The sequence below is a fragment of the Enterobacter quasihormaechei genome (genome assembly GCF_004331385.1).
GTDB lineage: Bacteria > Pseudomonadota > Gammaproteobacteria > Enterobacterales > Enterobacteriaceae > Enterobacter > Enterobacter quasihormaechei.
In genome coordinates, this window is record NZ_SJON01000001.1 from 1 (window position 1) to 21119 (window position 21119).

19 protein-coding genes and 1 tRNA gene are annotated in these 21119 nt (G+C 55.9%); 14 read left to right on the plus strand and 6 right to left on the minus strand.

The features are described 5' to 3' along the window. Positions 1-152 precede the first annotated feature (152 nt). Positions 153-956: a 2,5-didehydrogluconate reductase DkgB gene (gene dkgB / locus E0L16_RS00005; protein ID WP_131636029.1), complete on the plus strand. Its 804-nt coding sequence runs from the start codon at positions 153-155 to the stop codon at positions 954-956. A 28-nt stretch (positions 957-984) separates the two neighbouring features. Here dkgB and yafC read toward each other — a convergent pair whose 3' ends face one another. Beyond that, positions 985-1890, minus strand: a complete 906-nt coding sequence (gene yafC / locus E0L16_RS00010) for a DNA-binding transcriptional regulator YafC (protein WP_063451785.1) — start codon at positions 1888-1890, stop codon at positions 985-987. A 104-nt stretch (positions 1891-1994) separates the two neighbouring features. Between yafC and E0L16_RS00015 the strand changes: the two genes are divergently transcribed. From E0L16_RS00015 to E0L16_RS00025, 3 genes are all read left to right on the plus strand, one after another. Continuing rightward, complete coding sequence (locus tag E0L16_RS00015) at positions 1995-3170, plus strand: MFS transporter (RefSeq protein ID WP_131636030.1); 1176 nt, start codon at positions 1995-1997, stop codon at positions 3168-3170. A gap of 137 nt (positions 3171-3307) precedes the next feature. Continuing rightward, positions 3308-4108 carry an endonuclease/exonuclease/phosphatase family protein gene (locus E0L16_RS00020; RefSeq protein WP_063451802.1) on the plus strand — a complete coding sequence of 267 codons (801 nt, stop codon included), beginning with the start codon at positions 3308-3310 and terminating at the stop codon, positions 4106-4108. Positions 4109-4185: 77 nt separating this feature from the next. After that, positions 4186-4959, plus strand: a complete 774-nt coding sequence (locus E0L16_RS00025) for a class I SAM-dependent methyltransferase (protein ID WP_131636031.1) — start codon at positions 4186-4188, stop codon at positions 4957-4959. A gap of 52 nt (positions 4960-5011) precedes the next feature. Here the strand turns inward: E0L16_RS00025 and mltD are convergent, their stop codons facing one another. Next, a complete protein-coding gene (gene mltD / locus E0L16_RS00030) occupies positions 5012-6376 on the minus strand; it encodes a murein transglycosylase D (RefSeq protein WP_107534745.1) in 1365 nt (454 codons plus the stop codon). Between the two features lie 68 nt (positions 6377-6444). Beyond that, positions 6445-7203, minus strand: a complete 759-nt coding sequence (gloB, locus tag E0L16_RS00035; RefSeq protein ID WP_131636032.1) for a hydroxyacylglutathione hydrolase — start codon at positions 7201-7203, stop codon at positions 6445-6447. Between the two features lie 32 nt (positions 7204-7235). Between gloB and E0L16_RS00040 the strand changes: the two genes are divergently transcribed. After that, positions 7236-7952: a class I SAM-dependent methyltransferase gene (locus E0L16_RS00040; protein ID WP_131636033.1), complete on the plus strand. Its 717-nt coding sequence runs from the start codon at positions 7236-7238 to the stop codon at positions 7950-7952. On the opposite strand, the gene rnhA is transcribed toward E0L16_RS00040, so the two are convergent. Beyond that, complete coding sequence (gene rnhA, locus E0L16_RS00045) at positions 7953-8531, minus strand: ribonuclease HI (RefSeq protein ID WP_165498389.1); 579 nt, start codon at positions 8529-8531, stop codon at positions 7953-7955. On the opposite strand from rnhA, the gene dnaQ reads away from it, so the two are divergent. The 9 genes from dnaQ (at position 8485) to E0L16_RS00090 (ending at position 17586) form a co-directional block, all read left to right on the plus strand. Continuing rightward, on the plus strand, positions 8485-9216 hold the full coding sequence (gene dnaQ / locus E0L16_RS00050; RefSeq protein ID WP_072201000.1) for a DNA polymerase III subunit epsilon: 732 nt from the start codon (positions 8485-8487) through the stop codon (positions 9214-9216). The genes rnhA and dnaQ overlap by 47 nt on opposite strands. A gap of 132 nt (positions 9217-9348) precedes the next feature. Further along, positions 9349-9425 (plus strand) — tRNA-Asp (locus E0L16_RS00055). A gap of 386 nt (positions 9426-9811) precedes the next feature. Next, the gene (locus E0L16_RS00060; protein WP_063451779.1) at positions 9812-10531 is read left to right on the plus strand and encodes a FadR/GntR family transcriptional regulator; all 720 of its coding nucleotides are present in this window, start codon (positions 9812-9814) and stop codon (positions 10529-10531) included. Beyond that, entirely contained in the window at positions 10528-11541 is a 1014-nt protein-coding gene (locus E0L16_RS00065) for an ABC transporter ATP-binding protein (protein ID WP_131636034.1), read from the plus strand. Before E0L16_RS00060 ends, E0L16_RS00065 begins: the two co-directional genes overlap by 4 nt. Beyond that, on the plus strand, positions 11538-12620 hold the full coding sequence (locus tag E0L16_RS00070; RefSeq protein ID WP_131636035.1) for an ABC transporter ATP-binding protein: 1083 nt from the start codon (positions 11538-11540) through the stop codon (positions 12618-12620). The genes E0L16_RS00065 and E0L16_RS00070 overlap by 4 nt, the downstream gene beginning before the upstream one ends. Positions 12621-12622: 2 nt before the next feature. Continuing rightward, the gene (locus E0L16_RS00075; protein ID WP_207388496.1) at positions 12623-14137 is read left to right on the plus strand and encodes an ABC transporter substrate-binding protein; all 1515 of its coding nucleotides are present in this window, start codon (positions 12623-12625) and stop codon (positions 14135-14137) included. 18 nt (positions 14138-14155) lie between these two features. Then, positions 14156-15097 carry an ABC transporter permease gene (locus E0L16_RS00080; RefSeq protein ID WP_022647136.1) on the plus strand — a complete coding sequence of 314 codons (942 nt, stop codon included), beginning with the start codon at positions 14156-14158 and terminating at the stop codon, positions 15095-15097. Positions 15098-15099: 2 nt separating this feature from the next. Then, a complete protein-coding gene (locus E0L16_RS00085) occupies positions 15100-15975 on the plus strand; it encodes an ABC transporter permease (protein WP_131636036.1) in 876 nt (291 codons plus the stop codon). Between the two features lie 9 nt (positions 15976-15984). Next, positions 15985-17586, plus strand: coding sequence for a gamma-glutamyltransferase family protein (locus E0L16_RS00090; RefSeq protein WP_131636037.1), 1602 nt, complete (start codon positions 15985-15987; stop codon positions 17584-17586). 41 nt (positions 17587-17627) lie between these two features. On the opposite strand, the gene E0L16_RS00095 is transcribed toward E0L16_RS00090, so the two are convergent. After that, a complete protein-coding gene (locus E0L16_RS00095) occupies positions 17628-18398 on the minus strand; it encodes an amidohydrolase (RefSeq protein WP_131636038.1) in 771 nt (256 codons plus the stop codon). Between the two features lie 107 nt (positions 18399-18505). Then, on the minus strand, positions 18506-20950 hold the full coding sequence (fadE, locus tag E0L16_RS00100; protein ID WP_107534761.1) for an acyl-CoA dehydrogenase FadE: 2445 nt from the start codon (positions 20948-20950) through the stop codon (positions 18506-18508). Between the last annotated feature and the right edge of the window lie 169 nt (positions 20951-21119).

The following is a 21119-nucleotide window of genomic DNA, read 5'->3' on the forward strand; positions in this document are numbered from 1 at the left end:
AAGCCCTGAGCTAACGCTCAGGGCTTTTTTCTTATCTGTCGTTCAACTATTGCGAAATTAGCAAAAATCCTCTGCGTTTTACGATCTTTTTCGACATAACAACCACAGCGATAATCCTCCTCAGTTTACGAACATAACGATTGAGGAAACATATGACTATCCCTGCACTGGGTCTCGGCACTTTTCGCCTGAAGGACGACGTTGTTATCGCATCTGTTAAAACCGCTCTGGAACTGGGCTATCGCGCCGTTGATACGGCGCAGATTTATGACAACGAAGCTGCCGTAGGCCTGGCCATCGAAGAGAGCGGCGTACCGCGCCACGAGCTTTTCATCACCACCAAAATCTGGATTGAGCACCTCAGCAAAGACAAGCTGATCCCAAGCCTGAAGGAAAGTCTGAAAAAGCTGCGTACTGATTATGTTGATCTGACGTTGATCCACTGGCCATCACCTGGCGATGCCGTCTCCGTAGAAGAGTTTATGCAGGCGCTGCTGGAAGCAAAAGAGCAGGGCTTAACGCGTGAAATTGGTATCTCGAATTTCACTATCCCATTGATGGAAAAAGCCATTGCCGCAGTGGGTAAAGAGAATATTGCTACTAACCAGATTGAACTCTCTCCCTACCTGCAAAACCGCAACGTAGTGGACTGGGCGAAACAGCATGGTATTCATATCACCTCGTACATGACGCTGGCTTATGGTAAAGCGTTGAAAGACGAAGTGATTGCACGCATCGCTGAAAAACACAATGCGACAGCTGCACAGGTGATCCTGGCATGGGCGATGGGTGAAGGTTATGCCGTGATCCCGTCTTCAACCAAACGTGAAAACCTGGCAAGTAACCTGTTAGCGCGGGATCTCCAGCTTGATGATGAAGATAAAAAAGCGATCGCAGCACTGGAATGTAACGATCGTCTGGTCAGCCCGGAAGGGTTAGCACCAGACTGGGATTAATAAAACCCTCCCTCTGTGCCCTTAACCCTCACACAGCTCCTCCGGGAGCTGTTTTTATATGCTCACTCAGGAAGTCGATAAATGCGCGTATGCGCGTACTTACCGCTCGGTCACTGTAATACACCGCGCTAAAAGGCATCTCTACAGGCAAGCGTTTATCAGCCATCAGCTCAACTAGCTGGCCAGCTGCAATTTCCTTATCAATCATATAGTCGGATAGGCAGGCGATCCCATTCCCTTGCAGACACAGCTGCTTCAGCGTTTCCCCGCTGTTAGAAGAGATGCCGCAGGTGATTTCATGAAGCTGCCCGTCATGGCAGGCGACAGGCCAGGTATTCAGGCTTACAGGCTCCGTAAAACCCAGACAGAGATGCTGCTTCAGCTCTTCAACCGTCTCCGGCCTGCCATGCTCGGCGATATATTGCGGTGACGCGATAATTTTGCGGTAGCTGGCGAACAGGGGGCGCGCGCGTAAGCTTGAGTCCGTCAGAGTGCCCGCGCGGATCGCCACGTCAACTTTACGCTCAATCAGGTTAATGAATGTCTCAGAAGAGACCAGCGACAGGGTCATCTCCGGGTAACGCTCCCGGAAGGGCTTGATTAACGGCATCAGGAAATGCAGCACGACCGGCGTCGCCGCATCTATGCGCAGCAGTCCACGCGGCGTGCTGCGTGATTCCATAATTTCCGTTTCTGCCGCCGCCATCTCCTGCAAAACCGACTGCACGCGTCGAAAATAACGCTCACCTTCTTCCGTCAGGCTGAGCTGGCGCGTTGTTCTGTTAAGCAGGCTTACCCCGAGCTTCATCTCCAGCTTTTTCACCGAGCGGCTGATGGCTGAGTTCGCCTGCCCGAGCTGTTCGGCGGCGCGGCTAAAGCTCCCGCTTTCGACCACGGCGACAAAGATAGTCAGTTCTTCCGATGTTGCCTTCATTATTGCACCACCTGCAAAATTCTATTGAGATTCTAACCATTTTTGTTATTTAAACACTGGCGCATACTGCCTGTCATCTTAATCCTGAAGAGACGGAGTATTTTATGCCACTGGCGCTTCTTGCCCTGACGATCAGTGCCTTTGCAATTGGCACGACCGAATTTGTTATTGTAGGACTGGTCCCTACCATTGCTCATCAACTTGCCATTTCGCTGCCCTCTGCCGGGCTGTTGGTATCTATTTATGCGTTAGGTGTCGCTGTTGGGGCACCTGTGCTGACGGCGCTGACCGGCCGATTCCCGCGTAAACAACTGTTAGTCGCCCTGATGGTGCTCTTTACCGCCGGCAATATTCTGGCCTGGCAGGCACCGGATTACGCCACGCTGGTCATTGCTCGCCTGCTGACAGGCCTCGCGCACGGAGTCTTCTTCTCTATCGGTTCCACGATTGCAACCAGCCTGGTGTCAAAAGAGAAAGCGGCGTCAGCCATTGCGATTATGTTTGGTGGCTTAACCGTCGCGCTGGTCACCGGCGTGCCGTTAGGCACGTTTATCGGACAACATTTTGGCTGGCGTGAAACCTTCCTCGCGGTATCACTGTTGGGCGTCATTGCTCTGGTGGCCAGCCTGCTGTTGGTCCCGTCGAATATCCCGGGGCGCGCGAGCGCCAGCCTGAGCGATCAGGTTAAGGTTCTTACACACCCGCGCCTGCTGCTTATCTATGCCGTAACGGCGCTGGGCTATGGTGGCGTGTTCACTGCGTTCACCTTCCTTGCACCGATGATGCAGGAGCTGGCTGGTTTCTCCCCGGGGGCAGTGAGCTGGATTTTACTGGGCTACGGTATCTCCGTCGCAATCGGCAATATCTGGGGCGGCAAGCTTGCGGATAAGCATGGTGCGGTACCGGCGCTGAAGTTTATCTTCGCCGCACTGGTTGTTCTGCTGATGATTTTCCAGTTCACCGCATCGATGCAATACGCCGCGCTGGTAACGGTATTGGTTATGGGGGTATTCGCGTTTGGTAACGTACCGGGATTGCAGGTCTATGTTGTGCAGAAAGCTGAACGCTATACCCCCAATGCGGTGGATGTCGCATCCGGCCTGAATATTGCCGCATTCAATATCGGTATCGCACTCGGCTCGGTTATCGGTGGGCAGACGGTTGAACACGTTGGATTAACCCAGACGCCGTGGATTGGCGCAGTGATTGTGCTTGTCGCTTTCTTCCTGATTGCTCTAAGTGGACGTCTTGATAAACCTGCTCGCGTCGCGCTGGGATGAGTATCAGTAAGTGCTTGCTTACAAAACTGGAAAGCGGTTTCTCAGTAATTGCGTTGAAAGTGTGACCTAAAATCCCTATAACATTAGAACCAGTCCGTTTTCCGGGCTGGTTCATGTTACAGAGGCCGTTTCCAAAAGTGCGAAAAAATACCTATGCCATGCGTTATGTTGCCGGAATGCCTGCGGAGAGGATCTTGCCTCCGGGGTCGTTTGCGAGCCTCAGCCAGGCATTACCTGCGGGCACTCCCTTAAGCAGTGACGATAAAATTCGCGTGCTGGTGTGGAACATCTTCAAGCAACAGCGCGCGGAGTGGTTATCCGTACTTCAAAATTTCGGCAAAGATGCGCACCTGGTTCTGTTACAGGAGGCGCAAACCACGCCCGAGCTGGTAAGGTTTGCAACAACAAACTATCTTGCAGCCGATCAGGTGCCTGCCTTTGTTCTGCCACAGCATCCATCTGGGGTGATGACCCTTTCAGCCGCACATCCGGTCTATTGCTGCCCGCTGCGTGAACGTGAACCGATCCTGCGTCTGGCAAAATCGGCGCTGGTCACGGTCTATCCGTTGCCTGATACCCGTCTGCTGATGGTGGTAAACATTCATGCGGTAAACTTCAGCCTGGGCGTTGATGTGTATAGTAAGCAGTTACTTCCCATTGGCGATCAGATTGCTCATCACAGCGGGCCAATCATTATGGCCGGCGACTTCAATGCCTGGAGCCGTCCGCGCATGAACGCGTTGTACCGCTTTGCGCGTGAAATGTCGCTGCGTGAAGTGCGTTTTGGCGATGACCAGCGCAAGAAAGCGTTTGGCCGTCCTCTCGATTTTGTCTTCTATCGTGGTTTAAGCGTGCACGACGCCTCCGTACTGGTGACGCGCGCCTCCGATCATAATCCTCTACTCGTTGAATTCAGTCCCGGCAAACCTGATAAATAATGGTGCGTCAGGTCTGCCGTGGGGCAGGCCTGTGCGGGTGCTGCCCTTTATTATTTAACCCATAAAAGGACAGCAACATGACAACAACACACTCCCATCATGACAACGTCGAAAAACAGTTTGGTTCTCAGGCAAGTGCCTATCTGAGTAGCGCCGTGCACGCTTCTGGCCGCGATCTGGTGCGTCTTGGCGAACGGCTCGCCGCCTTTCCTGATGCGCACGTGCTGGACTTAGGCTGCGGGGCGGGGCACGCCAGTTTTACCGCCGCACAGCATGTCGGCCAGGTAACGGCGTATGATTTATCGAGCCAGATGCTGGACGTGGTTGCTGAGGCGGCAAAAGCGAAAGGACTGAATAACGTCACGACGCGCCAGGGCTACGCTGAATCTTTACCCTTTGAAAATGCGTCGTTTGAGGTTGTGATTAGCCGTTACTCTGCACACCACTGGCATGATGTGGGTCAGGCATTACGGGAAGTGAAACGCGTGCTCAAACCGGGCGGGATCTTCATCATCATGGACGTGATGTCTCCCGGACATCCGGTGCGGAATATCTGGCTTCAGACGGTTGAAGCGCTGCGTGATACCTCGCACGTGCAAAATTACTCCAGTGGAGAGTGGCTTACGTTTATCACCGAAGCCGGCCTGATTTCACGCTCGTTGATAACCGACCGTTTGCCGCTGGAGTTTACGTCATGGATTGCGCGGATGCGCACACCGGGGGCATTAACGCAGGCGATCCGATTGTATCAGGAGAGCGCCTCTGCTGACGTGAAGGCGTACTTTGAATTGCATGGGGATGGTTCGTTTACCAGCGACACCATCATGGCCGAAGCGCATAAAGCGAGATAAACAAAAAAGGCACCGAGGGGAATCGGTGCCTTTTTAACAAGCGATCGTACTATCAGGAATCTGGCGTAGCGCTGTTTTTCACAAACAGCGTTAGCTGGTCGCCAGGTTGCAGGTTGGCCGTATCGTTGTTCCAGCGCATCACATCTTTGATGTTTACGCCGTGACGCTTAGCAATACTGGACAGCGAGTCGCCTTTACGCACGCGATAGGTAATGCTATCGCTGTTTTTAGCGAGACGCTGTGCGCTGCTACCTGCACCTACGGTCAGCGTTTGACCCACTTTCAGACCCGACCCGCGCAGATTATTCCACTGCTGGAGATCTTTCGTATTCACGCCAAGACGTGATGCAATACCTGAAAGCGTATCACCTGAACGCACCTTATAGCTGCGGCTGCTTACAGGCGACGTATCAGCGATCAGCGTGGACTGAACGGCTGCAATTTCACCCGAAGCTAAAGACTCACGTAACTGTTCTGCGTGTTTCTGCGGAACCATCACATAGCGCGGGCCACTTGCACCCAGCGTAGAGCCTTTAACACCTGCATTAAAGGTTTTCAATTTACTTACCGACATACCCGTCATATCGGCAACCTGTTGAATATCAACCGGGCTGCTGAGGCGGACACGCGCCAGTGCACGACTTTCGTCTGGTGTTGGCAGTTGTACACCGTAACGTTTGCTGTTCTTGAGAATATCGCTCAGGGCCAGCATTTTCGGTACGTAAATCTTTGTTTCCTGTGGCAGTGAGAGCGACCAGAAGTCTGTGGATTTACCACGCGCTTTATTCGCTTTCATTGCCTTCAGTACACGACCTTCACCACTGTTATACGCTGCGACAGTCAATAACCAGTCGCCATCAAACATCTTATTCAGACGTTGCATCATGTCGAGAGCGGCTGTCGTTGAAGCGACAACATCACGACGCGCATCGTAGTTGCGGGTCTGCTTTAAACCATAATTTCGCCCTGTGCTCGGAATGATCTGCCAAATGCCTGCGGCATTGGCGCCAGACGTCGCGTGCGGGTCAAAAGCGCTCTCCACTATGGGTAGTAGTACCAGTTCCATAGGCATGTTACGTTTCTTAACTTGCCCGGCTATCCAGTACATATACGGCTCTGCCCGTAATGTTACATCGTGGAGATAGCTCTTATTTCTTAAATACTTCTGCTTCTGTTCGCGAATCCGGGTGTTCTCCGGAATTCCCATCTTTAGCTCGTCGCCAATAGAGGCCCACAAGTCTTGTTCCTGCGCGAAGGATGTCCCATCGTCCAACCATCGCGCCTGACTCGTAAACTTCCCTGCTTCCCCTTGACCAGCCGCAGAAAGGCTCTGTGCGTGCTGCTGTACGTTGCCGCCGTTCTGTGACTGGCAACCAACAAGCAGGACAGAGGCGAGTAATATCGCTTTTGCCTTCATGTGTGTGTCAATAGTTGCTTAAAAGACGAGCGATGATAACGGCGAAATTTTGAAAAGGCAACCCGCATTTATCTGAAGTTATCTTTCTTTGACCTTAACCATGCAAAACGCGCTTCTGGTTGTTGCAAATTTGTTTCTTGGTTAATTTTATTAACTAAATCAACGTCATTCGTTCTTAAAAATAAATTTATTTGGCGCTCATTTTTCAGAATTACGGGGAGTGTTTTTTGGTTTTTTGCACGTAACTCCTTCACTTTCTGGTAATAATCCTGAATCGCCCGATCCTCGGGTAAGATGCTCGCAGCAAACTTCATATTTCCTAATGTATACTCGTGGGCACAGCAAATTACGGTGTCGGCAGGCAATGCATTAATTTTTTGTAAAGATTGATACATTTGTTCTGGCGTGCCTTCAAAAAGCCTTCCGCACCCCCCTGAAAACAGCGTGTCGCCGCAAAACAGATAAGGTTTACTGTAGAAACAGAGATGTCCAGAAGTGTGACCTGGTGTAGCAAATACGGAAAACTCCCACCCAAGAATCTGGACACTTTCGCCCTCGCTAACGACTTGCGTTGTGCCCTTGTTTTGTGTCTCAGCCGGCCCATACACGGCAAGACCAGGATATTGCGCAAGCAGATCGGGAACGCCGCCCACGTGGTCATTGTGGTGGTGGGTGAGGAGAATCGCCTCCGGCTGCCAGCCGTTTTCATTTATTGCGTCCAGGATCGGAGTGGATTCGCCGGGATCGACAATGATGCATCTGCGATCGTCGTCGACTAAAACCCAGATGTAATTGTCCTGAAAGGCGGAAATACTGATAAGATTCATGCATTACCTCTTATAGCGTGGCGGGTGTTTTGATGAAACCGGCAAGGATACCTCAGACTGTCGCACCACCGGATCGTTGGGCAGAGTTGCCCTGGGGTGAATATTATCGCGAAGCTTTAGAACTTCAGCTTAAACCCTGGCTCGCGAAAATGTATGGTTTTCACCTGCTTAAGATTGGCAATCTCAGCGCAGAAATCAATACCGAAAGCTGCGCTATCTCGCATCAGGTTAACGTATCGCTTAAGGGTTCCCCGGTTCAGGTGAAAGCAGATCCGCTGCATTTGCCGTTTGCGGAAAAATCCATTGATGCCTGTTTGCTCGCCCATGCGCTGCCCTGGTGTAGCGATCCCCATCGTCTGCTGCGGGAAGCCGACCGCGTGTTGATTGACGACGGCTGGCTGATCCTGAGCGGTTTTAATCCGCTGAGTCTGATGGGGCTGCGCAAGCTAACGCCCGTACTGCGCCGCACGCCGCCGTATAACAGCCGGATGTTTACTATGATGCGCCAGCTGGACTGGCTTTCACTGCTGAATTTTGAAGTGCTGAGTTACGGCGGTTTTCAGGTCATCCCCTGGACGCGAAAGGGCGGTGTTTTACTCAGCACCCATTTACCCGCGCTGGGCTGCATGCAGTATATTGTCGCGCGTAAGAGGACGATCCCCCTTACGCTCAACCTGATGAAGCAAAGCAAATCAAAAACGCGGATCCGCCAGACCGTGGGTGCCACGCGGCAGTACAAAAAACCGTGATCAGGATTCAGGCTGATAACCTGCGTCCTCATGGGTCGGGTTGGATGCCGCCGCGCGAGCCAGCTCATCACAGCGTTCGTTTTCAGGGTGCCCGGCGTGGCCCTTTACCCATTCCCATTTGATTTCGTGCTGACCGAGGGCGGCATCAAGACGCTTCCAGAGGTCGACATTCTTGACCGGCTTTTTCTCTGCCGTTTTCCAGCCGCGTTTTTTCCAGTTGTGGATCCACTGGGTGATGCCCTGGCGGACATACTGGCTGTCAGTACTCAGCACCACGTCACAATGTTCTTTTAACGCTTCCAGCGCCACGATGGCCGCCATCAGCTCCATGCGGTTGTTGGTGGTGAGAAAATAGCCTTCACTAAAGGTTTTTTCATGCTCACGATAACGCATAATGGCGCCATAACCGCCAGGCCCTGGGTTACCGAGACAAGATCCATCGGTGAAAATTTCTACCTGTTTACGCATCTCTGGTAGACTTCCTGTAATTGAAACGTTCAGTAAAACGATAAGTCTGACATAAATGACCGCTATGAGCACTGCAATTACTCGCCAGATTGTTCTTGATACCGAAACCACCGGTATGAACCAGATTGGCGCCCACTACGAAGGGCACAAAATCATTGAAATTGGTGCCGTTGAAGTGGTGAACCGTCGTCTTACGGGCAACAACTTCCACGTTTACCTCAAACCCGATCGGCTGGTGGATCCGGAAGCGTTCGGCGTTCACGGGATTGCCGATGAGTTTTTGCTGGATAAGCCCACCTTCGCCGATGTCGCGGATGAATTTCTCGACTACATCAGAGGTGCGGAACTTGTCATTCATAACGCATCGTTCGATATCGGCTTTATGGACTATGAGTTCAGCAAGCTCAACCGCGATATTCCAAAAACCAATACGTTCTGTAAAGTCACGGATAGCCTGGCGCTGGCAAGGAAGATGTTTCCCGGCAAGCGTAACAGCCTTGATGCCCTGTGCTCTCGCTATGAGATAGACAACACCAAGCGAACCCTGCACGGCGCATTGCTCGATGCCCAGATCCTGGCCGATGTTTACCTGACCATGACCGGCGGGCAAACATCGATAAAATTCAGTATGGAAAATGAATCCCAGCAGACGAGGGACGAAGGCGGTATTCAGCGTGTCGTGCGCCAGGCGAATCGCCTGCGGGTTGTTTTAGCCAGTGATGAAGAGCTGATGAACCACGAATCTCGCCTCGATTTAGTTCAGAAGAAGGGCGGAAGCTGTCTGTGGCGTGGGTGAAAAAAGGCGGAAACGTTTGTTAAATCACCGTTTGGGTGATTTTTGCAGCAAACGATTCAAAACCTGAGAAAAAGCGTTGACGAGTTACGAGGCAGACCGTAATATTCGCCTCGTTCCCCAAACGGGAACAGTGGAGCGGTAGTTCAGTCGGTTAGAATACCTGCCTGTCACGCAGGGGGTCGCGGGTTCGAGTCCCGTCCGTTCCGCCACTATTCAGAAAGCCTGAATCAGAAATGATTCAGGCTTTCGTCGTTTTATACTCCCTACACTCGCGTACCTCTCTTCTTATTTTCGTTAACAAAAAGTTAATATACTCAGTGCAATTTATTAACATATGCACGGTTTTAGTGCGTTATTTGCACTGTCTTTGTGCATTGTTTGCCCACCCCCTCTCCGAACCTCACTTGGTTATGTAATAATTATGTAAAAATAATTCATAAGAAATCATTCGGTTACCGATCATTTTTCAGAAAACATCTGAACCAATACGCTATTGGTTCGCTTATTGCTTAATCATTAGCACGATAAGTAGTGCGTCATATCAATAACTTATCGTTGATAAAAATAAAGTGATGATGAAAGCGAGCGAACCAATATGGAAAAGCCTTCACGGTTTTTAGCAAATTCCAGCACCGCGCTTGAGCAGTTGCGCGGTCTTATCAACCAGCACGAGTCAACACCAGGCATTCCGCTGCCCACTGAACGTGAGCTGTCGGACACGCTCGGCGTAGGGCGACGTGAAGTGCGTCGCGCGCTCGACGTGCTGGAGGAGGAAGGGCGTATCTGGCGCAAGCAGGGCAAGGGCACCTTCATTGGTCCGGCTGCCCCTGTTGAGCCGTTGGCGCTTCAGGGATTGGTTCAGCAAACCAACCTGCTGGAAGTCATGGAAGCTCGACTACAGCTCGAACCCGGCTTAGCCCGACTTGCGGCACTGCGTGCCACCAGGGAAAACCTCGCGCTCATGCAGCGCATGCTGGAACGCATTGATAAGGTCAGCCCGGATGACCGCGATCTCAACGAACTGTGGGATAGCGCCTTTCACCGCGCCATTGCGGAAGCAGCAGGCAACCGCCTGATGCTAGGGCTTTTCGATGCGATAGATGCCGTCCGCCGGGAGCCCGGCTGGCAGCATTTACGCGAACTTGCCCGCACCCCTGAACGTGTCGATAGCTACAACGACCACCATCACAACATCATGTCAGCGATTATTCACCGCCAGCCTAATGAAGCAGCCGCCGCCATGCGCGAACACCTGCTCAGCCTGCAAACCGCCCTGATTCAGGCTATCCACCTTGAGGACGATTCCACGCTATGACGACGATACCCTTTAAGGACTCCACGCCCGTACTGCGGCTGCAAAACCTCAACGTTAAATTCGCGGGCTCGCCGGTGAGCGTGCTCGAAGACATCTCGCTGACGGTCAGAGCGGGAGAGACGCTGGCGCTGGTAGGCGAGTCCGGCTGCGGCAAAAGCATCACTTCCCTGGCGCTGATGGGTTTACTGCCCGCCAGCGCGCAGATTGTCAGCGGCGAGATGAATTTCCGCCGCCACGATCTGCGCAAGCTCTCGCCGCGCGAGTATGCCGATCTGCGCGGCAGCGAGCTGGCGATGATATTCCAGGAGCCCATGACCTCGCTCAACCCGGCCTTCACGCTTGGCGATCAGCTCAGTGAAGCGGTGATGCGCCATCAAACGATCTCCCGGGCTGAGGCGATGACGGTTGCGCTACAGATCCTGGAGAAGGTGCAGATCCCGGCCGCAGAGATGCGCCTCAAGGCTTACCCGCATCAGCTTTCCGGCGGTATGCGCCAGCGCGTGATGATTGCGATGGCCCTGATAAACCACCCCAAATTACTGATTGCTGACGAACCCACTACCGCCCTGGACGTGACCATTCAGGCGCAAATTCTCGCCCTGCTCAATACCCTAAAAGAAGAAACGGGCACGGCGGTGCTGATGATCACTCACGATTTAGGCGTGGTGGCCGAAGTTGCGCAGCAGGTGGCGGTAATGTACGCCGGACAGGTGGTGGAGCAGGGGAGCGTCGAGGCGATATTTGCCGACCCGCAGCACCCGTACACAATTGGCTTGATGGGCTCGATCCCCTCCCTTGGCGCACGCAAGGGCCAGCTTTCCACCATTCCCGGATCGGTCCCGCTGCCGGAATCCATGCCTCAAGGCTGCCGCTTTGCCACCCGATGTCCCTTCGCGCAGACGCGCTGTCATGCTGATAAACCACCGCTCACTACGCTCGGCGCGGGCCATCAGGTTGCCTGCTTCCGCGTGCCGCTGGAACAACACATTGCCCTGGGAGAAATTGCATGACCACGCCCATTCTTGAAGCCCGCGATCTGAGCAAGCTTTTCCCCGGCCCGAAAAAACTGTTTACGCCGGCCCGTTTTGTTACGGCTGTCGACCGCGTTTCGCTGTCGGTGATGCCTGGCGAAACGCTGGCCATTGTCGGCGAATCCGGTTCCGGAAAATCCACCCTCGGTCGACTGCTGCTGCGCCTGCTGAGTGCCAGCGAAGGGCGCGTATTTTATCAGGGTGAGGAGATCACCCATGCTTCAGGTGCTCGTCTGAACCAGCTTCGGCGTGAGTTACAGATCATCTTTCAGGATCCCTTCGCCTCGCTGAACCCGCGCATGACGGTAGAGCAGATTATTGGTGAGCCGCTGTGGCTGCACCAGAACATGAAAAAAGCGGATCGCCAGTACCGCGTTGCCGAGCTGCTCAGGACGGTCGGCTTGCCCGCGGCCTGGGCCGGGCGTTATCCGCACGAATTTTCCGGCGGGCAGCGCCAGCGTATCGGCATTGCGCGCGCGCTGGCGTCGGGCCCAACGCTGCTGCTGGGCGATGAACCGGTTTCTGCGCTGGACGTTTCCGTTCAGGCACAGGTGGTGAATTTACTGGAAAGCCTGAAGCACCAGCTGGGGCTAACGATGGTGATCGTCGCCCACGGGCTGGCGGTTATCCGTCATATGAGCGACCGCGTGGCGGTGATGTATCTTGGGCAAATCGTCGAGCTGGCCACCGTCGACGACATCTTCGACGCGCCGCTGCATCCTTATACTCAGGCGTTAATTGCCTCAGCACCGCAAATGCAGCCAGGCGTAGCGCGGGATGCGCCGCTGTTGCAGGGGGATTTACCGAACCCGGCTAATCCGCCCTCCGGCTGCCGTTTCCACACCCGTTGCCCCTACGTTACCGATGAATGCCGCCAGATCGAGCCGATTAATCAGGTCATCGACGGCGGGCGTCAGGTCGCCTGCCACCGCTGGCAGGAGATTAACCGCGATCGCAGCGTTATCCAGATCGCACCGCCATCCGCCGCATTTTTGCGCCGCCGCGCGCTGTTTGAACACGCGGCCACTCACTCCTCCCTTCCTTCAAGGAACTCATGATAATGACAATGCGTAATTCTCTTTTGACCGTACTGGGAAGTGTTATGTTGCTTGGCGCGGCGCTGCCCGCCCATTCTGAAAGCGTGCTGCGAATCGGCCTGGGCGCAGACCCGGACATGCTCGACCCGCATCTGGCGCGTACCTATTATGGCCGCTTCGTGTTTGCCTCCCTGTGTGACCGGCTGGTGGACGTGGACGAACATCTCAAGGTGGTGCCGGGACTGGCAAAATCCTGGGCGTGGAGCAATGACGGTAAAACGCTGACCCTGGATCTCCGTGATGGCGTGACCTTCCACGACGGTGAAAAATTTGATGCCGCCGCCGCGAAATATAACCTCGACCGTGCCCTGACGTTAAAAGGTTCTCTGCGTAAAAGTGAACTCTCTTCCGTTGAGTCAGTGGAGGTCACCGGCCCGATGCAGATAGCCCTGCACCTGAAAACGCCGGATGCCGCACTTCTGATGCAGCTCACCGATCGCGCAGGCGCAATGATGGCGCCAGAAGCCGCGAAAAAAGCCGATTTTGCCGCGCATCCGGTCTGTTCCGGCCCGTATAAGTTCGACAGCCGCGTGTCGCAGGATCGCATTGTGCTGACCCGCTTCGACAACTACTGGAACAAAGACGCCTACCACTTCGATAAAATAATTTATCTGCCGATCCCGGATGCTTCCGTGCGCCTGGCGAACCTGCGCGCGGGCGATCTCGATCTGACCGAAGGCATTGCCGCCAGCGACGTCAAAACCGTCGAGGCCGACAGCAAACTGGCGCTGGCGAAGGTAACGGGCCTCGGATACCAGGGCATCACTTTCAACATTAACAATGACAAAGTCCCGGCGAACGATCCCTTCAAAGATGCCCTCGTGCGTGAAGCATTTTCCCAGGCCATCGATCGCGATGCTTTAAACCAGGTGGTGTTCGAGGGACTTTACACTCCGGCAAACCAGGCGTTTTCGCCGGTAAGCCCGTACCACGTCAATCTTCCAGTTCCCCCGCGTGACGTCGACAAAGCCAAAGCGCTGCTGAAAGCCGCAGGCGTCACCACGCCGCTGACCGTCAATCTGCTGGTGCCGAACAACCCAACCTCGCAGCAGGTGGGCCAGGTATTGCAGGCGATGGTGGCAGAGGCGGGCTTTAACCTGAACCTGCAAATGACCGAGTTCGCCACGCTGCTGGATCGCCAGCAGAGCGGTGACTACCAGTTGAGCTTCTCCGGCTGGTCGGGTCGCCCGGATCCAGATGGCAGCATCTTCGGCTTTATCAACAGCAAAGGCACCCTTAACGATGGCCGCTACAGCAATGCTCAGGTGGATGAATGGCTAACGCAGGCGCGCCAGAGTACCGATCAGGCCGCCCGCCAGCCGCTGTACGACAAGGTGGTGAAGCAGCTGCAAACCGACATGCCGATTGCCTATCTCTACTTCGAACCGCGCATTTTTGGCCTGAACAAGCGCGTGCAGGGCTTCAAAGCGTACCCGGACGGCATTGTGCGTCTGGCTGGCTTAACGCTGGCGAAATAAACCTCCTGAGGAGAACCCATGCTGGAACTGATTTGCAAACGTCTGCTGCTGGCCATTCCCACTCTGCTGCTGGTGAGCATGATGGTATTCGGCCTGCAAAAGCTGCTGCCCGGCGACCCGCTGATCGCCATGGCCGGGGAGGAGCGCGATCCGGCGGTGATTGCCCAGCTGCGTGCTGAGCTGAATCTGGACGCGCCGATCCCCGTGCAGTATTTCAACTGGCTGACGCGCGCGCTGCAAGGCGATCTGGGTGTCTCTTTACGCACTCATGAGCCAGTCACGCAGCTGATTGCCAGCAAGCTGCCGGTCACGCTGGAGCTGTCGCTGCTGGCGATGATTATCGCGCTGGTGTTTGGTATCAGCATGGGGATCCTCGCGGCGGTGAATAAAAACAGCTGGGTCGATCACGGGGCGAATTTTGTGGCGATCTCGGGGATCTCAATACCGCATTTCTGGCTGGGGATCCTGCTGATTCTGGTCTTTTCTGTAAACCTGCAATGGCTGCCTGCGTCCGGTTATGTGCCGTTCAGTGAAGATCCGATCCAGAACCTGCGGACATTGCTGCTGCCCGCGTCCGTGCTCGGAACCGGCCTGGCGGCAACGCTGATGCGCCATACCCGTGCGTCGATGATTGCGGTGCTGAAAGCGGATTACATCCGCACCGCGCGCGCTAAGGGGTTGCTGCCGAAAGCGGTGATCCTGAAGCACGCCTTTCGCAACGCGCTGGTGCCGGTGATCACCCTCACCACGCTGCTGTTCGGCGAGCTGCTGGGCGGCGCGGTGCTGACCGAGCAGGTCTTCACCATTCCGGGCTTCGGCAAAATGATCGTCGACTCGGTGTTCAACCGCGATTACGCGGTGGTGCAGGGCGTGGTGCTGATCGTGGCGATCGGTTTCCTGATGCTCAACCTGCTGGCTGACGTGCTCTACGTCCTTATCAACCCGAAAATGCGAGGTTAATCATGGCGGAACTGACGACGCAAACCGTAGCGCCCGCGCTGCCGCGCGCGCAAAACCGGGTGCTGAAAAAATTCCTCGCCAATAAAAGCGCGGTGATTGGCGCGATTGTGGTGGGCTTTTTTGTGCTGGTGGCGCTGCTGGCACCGTGGATCGCGCCGTTTGACCCGGTAAAGGCTAACTTCCTCGCGGTGCGCAAAGCGCCCTCGGCGATGTACTGGTTCGGCACCGACGAGCTGGGGCGCGATATCGTGTCCCGCATTATCTGGGGAGCGAGAACCTCGCTGATGGCAGGCTGTATGTCGGTGGCGATCGCGGTGGTCATCGGCGTGCCGCTGGGGCTGGTGGCGGGGTATTTCCAGAAGATGTGGGACGGGGTGATCTCCCGCTTTATCGAGGCACTGCTGGCCTGTCCATTCCTGATCATGGCGATCGCGCTGGGGGCGTTTTTAGGCCCAAGCCTGACGAATGCCATGATTGCCATTGGGCTCTCGGCGATGCCGATCTTCGCCCGCCTGACGCGCGGGCAGGTGATCGCCATTCGCAACGAAGAGTATATCGACGGCGCGCGGGCGATTGGCCTGCCGGACCGCTGGATCATTATCAAATACGTTCTGCCTAACGTGATGTCACCGATTCTGGTACAGGCCACGCTGGCCATTGCCTCGGCGATTATCGCCGAAGCCAGCCTCTCGTTTTTAGGGTTAGGGCAACAGCCGCCGAACCCATCCTGGGGCTCCATGCTCAACACCGCCAAAGGGTTTCTGGAGCAGGCGCCGTGGATGTCCGTTTTCCCCGGCGTGGCGATTTTCCTTGCCGTTCAGGGCTTTAATTTACTCGGCGACGGGCTGCGCGATGCGCTCGATCCGCGCCACGACTAAGGAGTCATGATGACCAAAGCGCTCGATTTTACAACCGGTTACGATTCACGACGCCCGCCGATGATGGGCCACAACGCCGTTGCCACCTCGCAGCCGCTGGCGGCACAGGCGGGAATGAAGATGCTACAGCTGGGCGGAAACGCCGTTGATGCGGCGGTTGCCACCGCCATGGCGCTGACCGTTGTCGAGCCGACCGGCAACGGCATCGGCAGCGATGCTTTTGCCATTGTCTGGGACGGTGAAAAACTTCACGGCCTGAATGCGTCCGGTCGTTCGCCGGCCAGCTGGCATGCGGATCTGTTTGCCGGAAAAACCGCCGTACCGGAAATCGGCTGGGACGCGGTAACCGTACCGGGGGCGGTATCGGGCTGGGTAGCGCTGGCTGAACGTTTTGGCACATTGCCGCTCACCACCCTGGCGCAGCCGGCCATTGAGTATGCGCGTAACGGTTTTCCCGTCTCTCCGCTCATCGGGCACCTGTGGCAGCGCGGTTACAACAAGCTGAAAGATCAGCCGGGCTTTAGCGCCTGCTTCGCGCCGGAAGGCCGCGCGCCGCGCGTGGGCGAGATCTTCCGTAACCCCGCGCAGGCGAACACGCTGGAGCTGATCGCCAAAACCAACGGCGACGCGTTTTACCGTGGCGAACTGGCGCAGAAAATTGCCGCCTTTGCCAAAGCACACGGTGCACACCTGACGGCTGAAGATCTGGCAAACCATCGCGTGGACTGGGTAGAACTGCTGTCGCGCGACTTCGCGGGCGGGTCGGTGCAGGAGTTGCCGCCAAACGGTCAGGGGATCGCCACCCTGATTGCGCTCGGCATTCTGGAGCAGTGCGGCATCGAGAAACATCACCCGGACTCCGTGCAGGGGCTGCACCTCTCCATTGAGGCAATGAAGCTGGCGCTGGCGGATCTCGATCGCTACGTTGCGGATGAAGAGCATATGGAGTTCGCGGCCAAAGTGCTGCTGAGCGACCATTATCTGAAGTCGCGCGCCGCGCTTATCGACCACGATAAAGCCTCTGATTTTGTGTACGGATCGCCGACGCAGAGCGGCACGGTCTACATCAGCACCGCGGACGCCAGCGGGATGATGGTTTCGTTTATTCAGTCCAACTTTATGGGCTTCGGTTCAGGCATTGTGGTGCCGGATACCGGAATCAGCCTGCAAAACCGCGGCTGCGGCTTTGTGCTCGATCCCAAACACCCGAACGCGCTGGCGGGCAGCAAGCGTCCTTTCCACACCATCATCCCGGGTTTTGCGATGGACGGTAACGGCAAGCCGCTGATGTCCTTCGGCGTGATGGGTGGCCCGATGCAGGCGCAGGGGCACATGCAGATGGCGTTGCGCATTATGCTGCACGGGCAAAACCCGCAGGCGGCGATTGATGCCCCGCGCTGGCGCGTGGTGCAGGGCAGGGAAGTGATTGTTGAATCGACCTTCGATCGCAATACCATCGCGGCGCTGCGCGAGCGCGGACACCAGATCGTGGTGGAAGATCCGCTCCAGGATTACAATTTTGGCGGCGCGCAGGTGATTTACCGTATGCCGGAAGGGCACTACGTGGCTGCGACGGAGAGCCGCAAAGACGGGCAGGCGTTGGTGAGCTGATTTGTAGGCCGGGTAAGGCGCAGCCGCCACCCGGCTTTTATTCAGCCAATGCTAAACGGATCCGCATCCTGCCACGCCGGAAACTTCTCCCGATACTCCCTTAACGCCGTTAACGAAATCTCAGCATCAATTCGTGTCGCCTGATGCGGCTCGGCGGTGGCAATAATCTCACCCTGTGGACTGATCACCCGGCTGTCACCGCGATAGTGATGCCCGTTGCCGTCCGTTCCTACGCGGTTACAGCCAACAACGTACGCCTGGTTTTCAATCGCGCGCGCGGTCAGTAGAGCCTGCCAGTGCAGGGAGCGTGGGGCGGGCCAGTTGGCGACATACAGCGCCAGATCGTAATCGTTGCGGTTGCGTGACCACACCGGGAAGCGCAGGTCATAGCAGACCAGCGGCAGAATACGCCAGCCGCGCCATTCAAATACCACGCGTTCGTTGCCGGCTTCATAATGCTGATGTTCACCCGCCATGCGGAACAGGTGGCGCTTATCGTAGAAGTGGACGTTCCCTTCCGGCTCGACGAGCAGGAAGCGGTTAACCGCTCCGCGCCCGGTCTGGAGCGCGACGCTTCCGGCAATCAGCGCGTTGGTATCCTGCGCCCTGGCGTGCATCCAGGACACCACCTCGTCCTGCGGCATAGACTGTGTTGCCGCCTCCATCGCGAAACCTGTGGTGAACATCTCCGGCAGAACAATTACGTCGCGTCCGGTTATCTCTTCCAGTTGGCGATCAAAATGGCGAAGGTTGGCGGGGCCGTCCATCCACACTAAAGGTTGCTGCAAAACAGAAATCTTTAAACCAGGCACGATACAGGCTCCTAAAAAAATACCTTTTGACACTGTAGCACGTCATTACGAGAAAATGTGGCAATAAAAAACCCCGCGCGGGGCGGGGTCTGTGGGAGCGGGATGCCTTATGCCGCTTCAGGTTTGCGGTGCTTCTCCGGCAGCTTTACCGGCTGCGTCGCCAGCTCTTCTGGTTCGAAATCATCCACATTAATACTGCGCAGACGGCTCTCTTCGGCTTTCACCAGAAGCGCGGCTTCGCTGTTGTCGATGATGCCACCCGCCAGCGCCTGTTTTGCCAGCTCGTCCAGTCGTGTAAACGGCAGGTTTTTGCCCAGCTGTTTACAGATTTTCTGATGAATCGGGTCGGCGGCCATGACGTCCAGCAGCGCCTCTTCCAGCAAACCTACCGGGTTATGCGGGGTAGGCGCCAGGTATTGACCGCGGCCGATACGGGAACGGGTTGCGCTCGGTACCTGGAGGATCTTCGCCACTTTGTGATCCAGCTTGTCGGACGGCGCCAGATAATGACGTCCGGTAGGGAAGATCGCCACGCGCAGGGCGCCGGCCACAAAGCGGTTCGGGAAGTTCGCCAGCAGATCGTCAATCGCCTGTTCGGCCTGATACAGCGCATCCTGTACGCCCCAGTGCACCAGCGGCAGATCCGCTTCCTGACGGCCTTCATCGTCGTAGCGTTTCAGCACCGCAGAGGCCAGGAAAATCTGGCTCAGCACATCACCCAGACGGGCAGAGATGCGCTCGCGACGCTTCAGGCTTCCGCCCAGAACGGCCATGGAGACGTCAGACAGCAGCGCCAGGTTAGCGCTCAGACGGTTCAGGTGCTGGTAGTAACGTTTAGTTGCATCGCGGGTCGGCGTCGCGCTGGTCAGTCCGCGCGTCAGGCCGAGCCAGAAGCTGCGAACTTCATTGCTGCCGACGTGACCGATATGTTTGAACAGCAGTTTGTCGAAGGCATCCACGTCGTTATTCTGCGCGGCGGCCATCTCTTCCAGCACGTAAGGATGGCAGCGGATCGCCCCCTGGCCGAAGATCATCATGCTGCGGGTCAGGATGTTTGCCCCTTCCACGGTGATGGCAATCGGTGCGCCCTGGTAGCCGCGCGCCAGGAAGTTGCCTTCGCCCAGCATAATGCCTTTACCACCAGCGATATCCATTGCATCAATAATTGACTGCTGGGCGCGGTGGGTACAGTGGTACTTCACAATCGCCGACAGCACGGCAGGTTTTTCGCCCAGCATAATGCCGTAAGTAATCAGCGAGGCTGCGGCGTCCATGACGTAAGCGTTGCCCGCGATACGCGCCAGCGGCTCTTCGATGCCTTCCATCTTGCCGATAGAAATTTTGAACTGGCGGCGGATATGAGCGTACGCGCCAATCCCCATCGCCACGGATTTCAGACCGCCGGTCGAGTTCGACGGCAGGGTAATGCCGCGGCCCACAGACAGACATTCCACCAGCATACGCCAGCCCTGGCCGGCCATTTTCGGACCACCAATGATGTAATCAATCGGGACAAAGATATCCTGACCGCGGGTTGGGCCGTTCTGGAACGGCACGTTCAGCGGGAAGTGACGACGACCAATTTCCACGCCCGGCGTTGAGGTTGGGATCAGCGCACAGGTAATGCCCAGGTCTTCTTCGCCGCCCAGCAGTTTTTCCGGGTCGGAGAGCTTAAAGGCCAGGCCCAGCACGGTGGCGATAGGCGCCAGGGTGATATAGCGTTTGTTCCAGGTCAGGCGCATGCCCAGCACCTGCTGGCCCTGCCATTCGCCCATGCAGACCACGCCGGTATCCGGGATTGCGCCGGCATCAGAACCGGCTTCCGGGCTGGTCAGCGCGAAGCACGGGATTTCTTGACCGCGCGCCAGACGCGGCAGATAGTGATCTTTCTGCTCTTCCGTACCGTAATGCTGCAACAGCTCACCCGGGCCTAAGGAGTTTGGTACGCCAACGGTGATCGCCAGGATCCCGGAAACGCCCGCCAGCTTTTGCAGGACGCGAGCCTGAGCGTAAGCGGAGAATTCCAGGCCGCCGTATTCTTTTTTGATGATCATCGCGAAGAAGCGATGCTCTTTCAGGTACGCCCACAGCTCCGGCGGCAGGTCCGCCATTTCATGGGTGATCGCAAAGTCATTTGCCATGCGGCACGCTTCTTCCACCGGGCCATCAATAAAGGCCTGTTCTTCGGCGGTCAGACGCGGCTGCGGATAGTTGTGCAGCTTTTTCCAGTCCGGGTTGCCCTGGAACAGATCGCCTTCCCACCAGGTGGTGCCGGCATCAATCGCTTCTTTCTCCGTACGCGACATCGGCGGCATCACTTTACGGAAGCCCTTAAACACCGGCGCGGAGATCATCGACTTACGCATCGGCGTCAGGTTGAACGGCAGCAAAATAATTGCCAGCGGGACGAGGACCCAAATATTCCACAGGCCAGCGACGCCAAGTGCAGCCGTCCAGGCCAGAAGAATCAGGCTGCTCAGGAATAAACTGACGCGGTGATAGAACAACACGCCGAGCAGAACAACGGTTGCGAGAATGCTCAAAATCATCATAAAGAAAAGCTCCCTTGCTTGTAGGAGGTCTGACCACTTGTGATGATATGGTTGTAGTTGATGTCATTTCCTTTAGCAATGTGTTTACAAAATAATTACAACCTGGTTCACATTGTTCGCGTTTTAGCCGGCACAAAAAATCAAAACGCCGGACGATTCGCATGGCTTT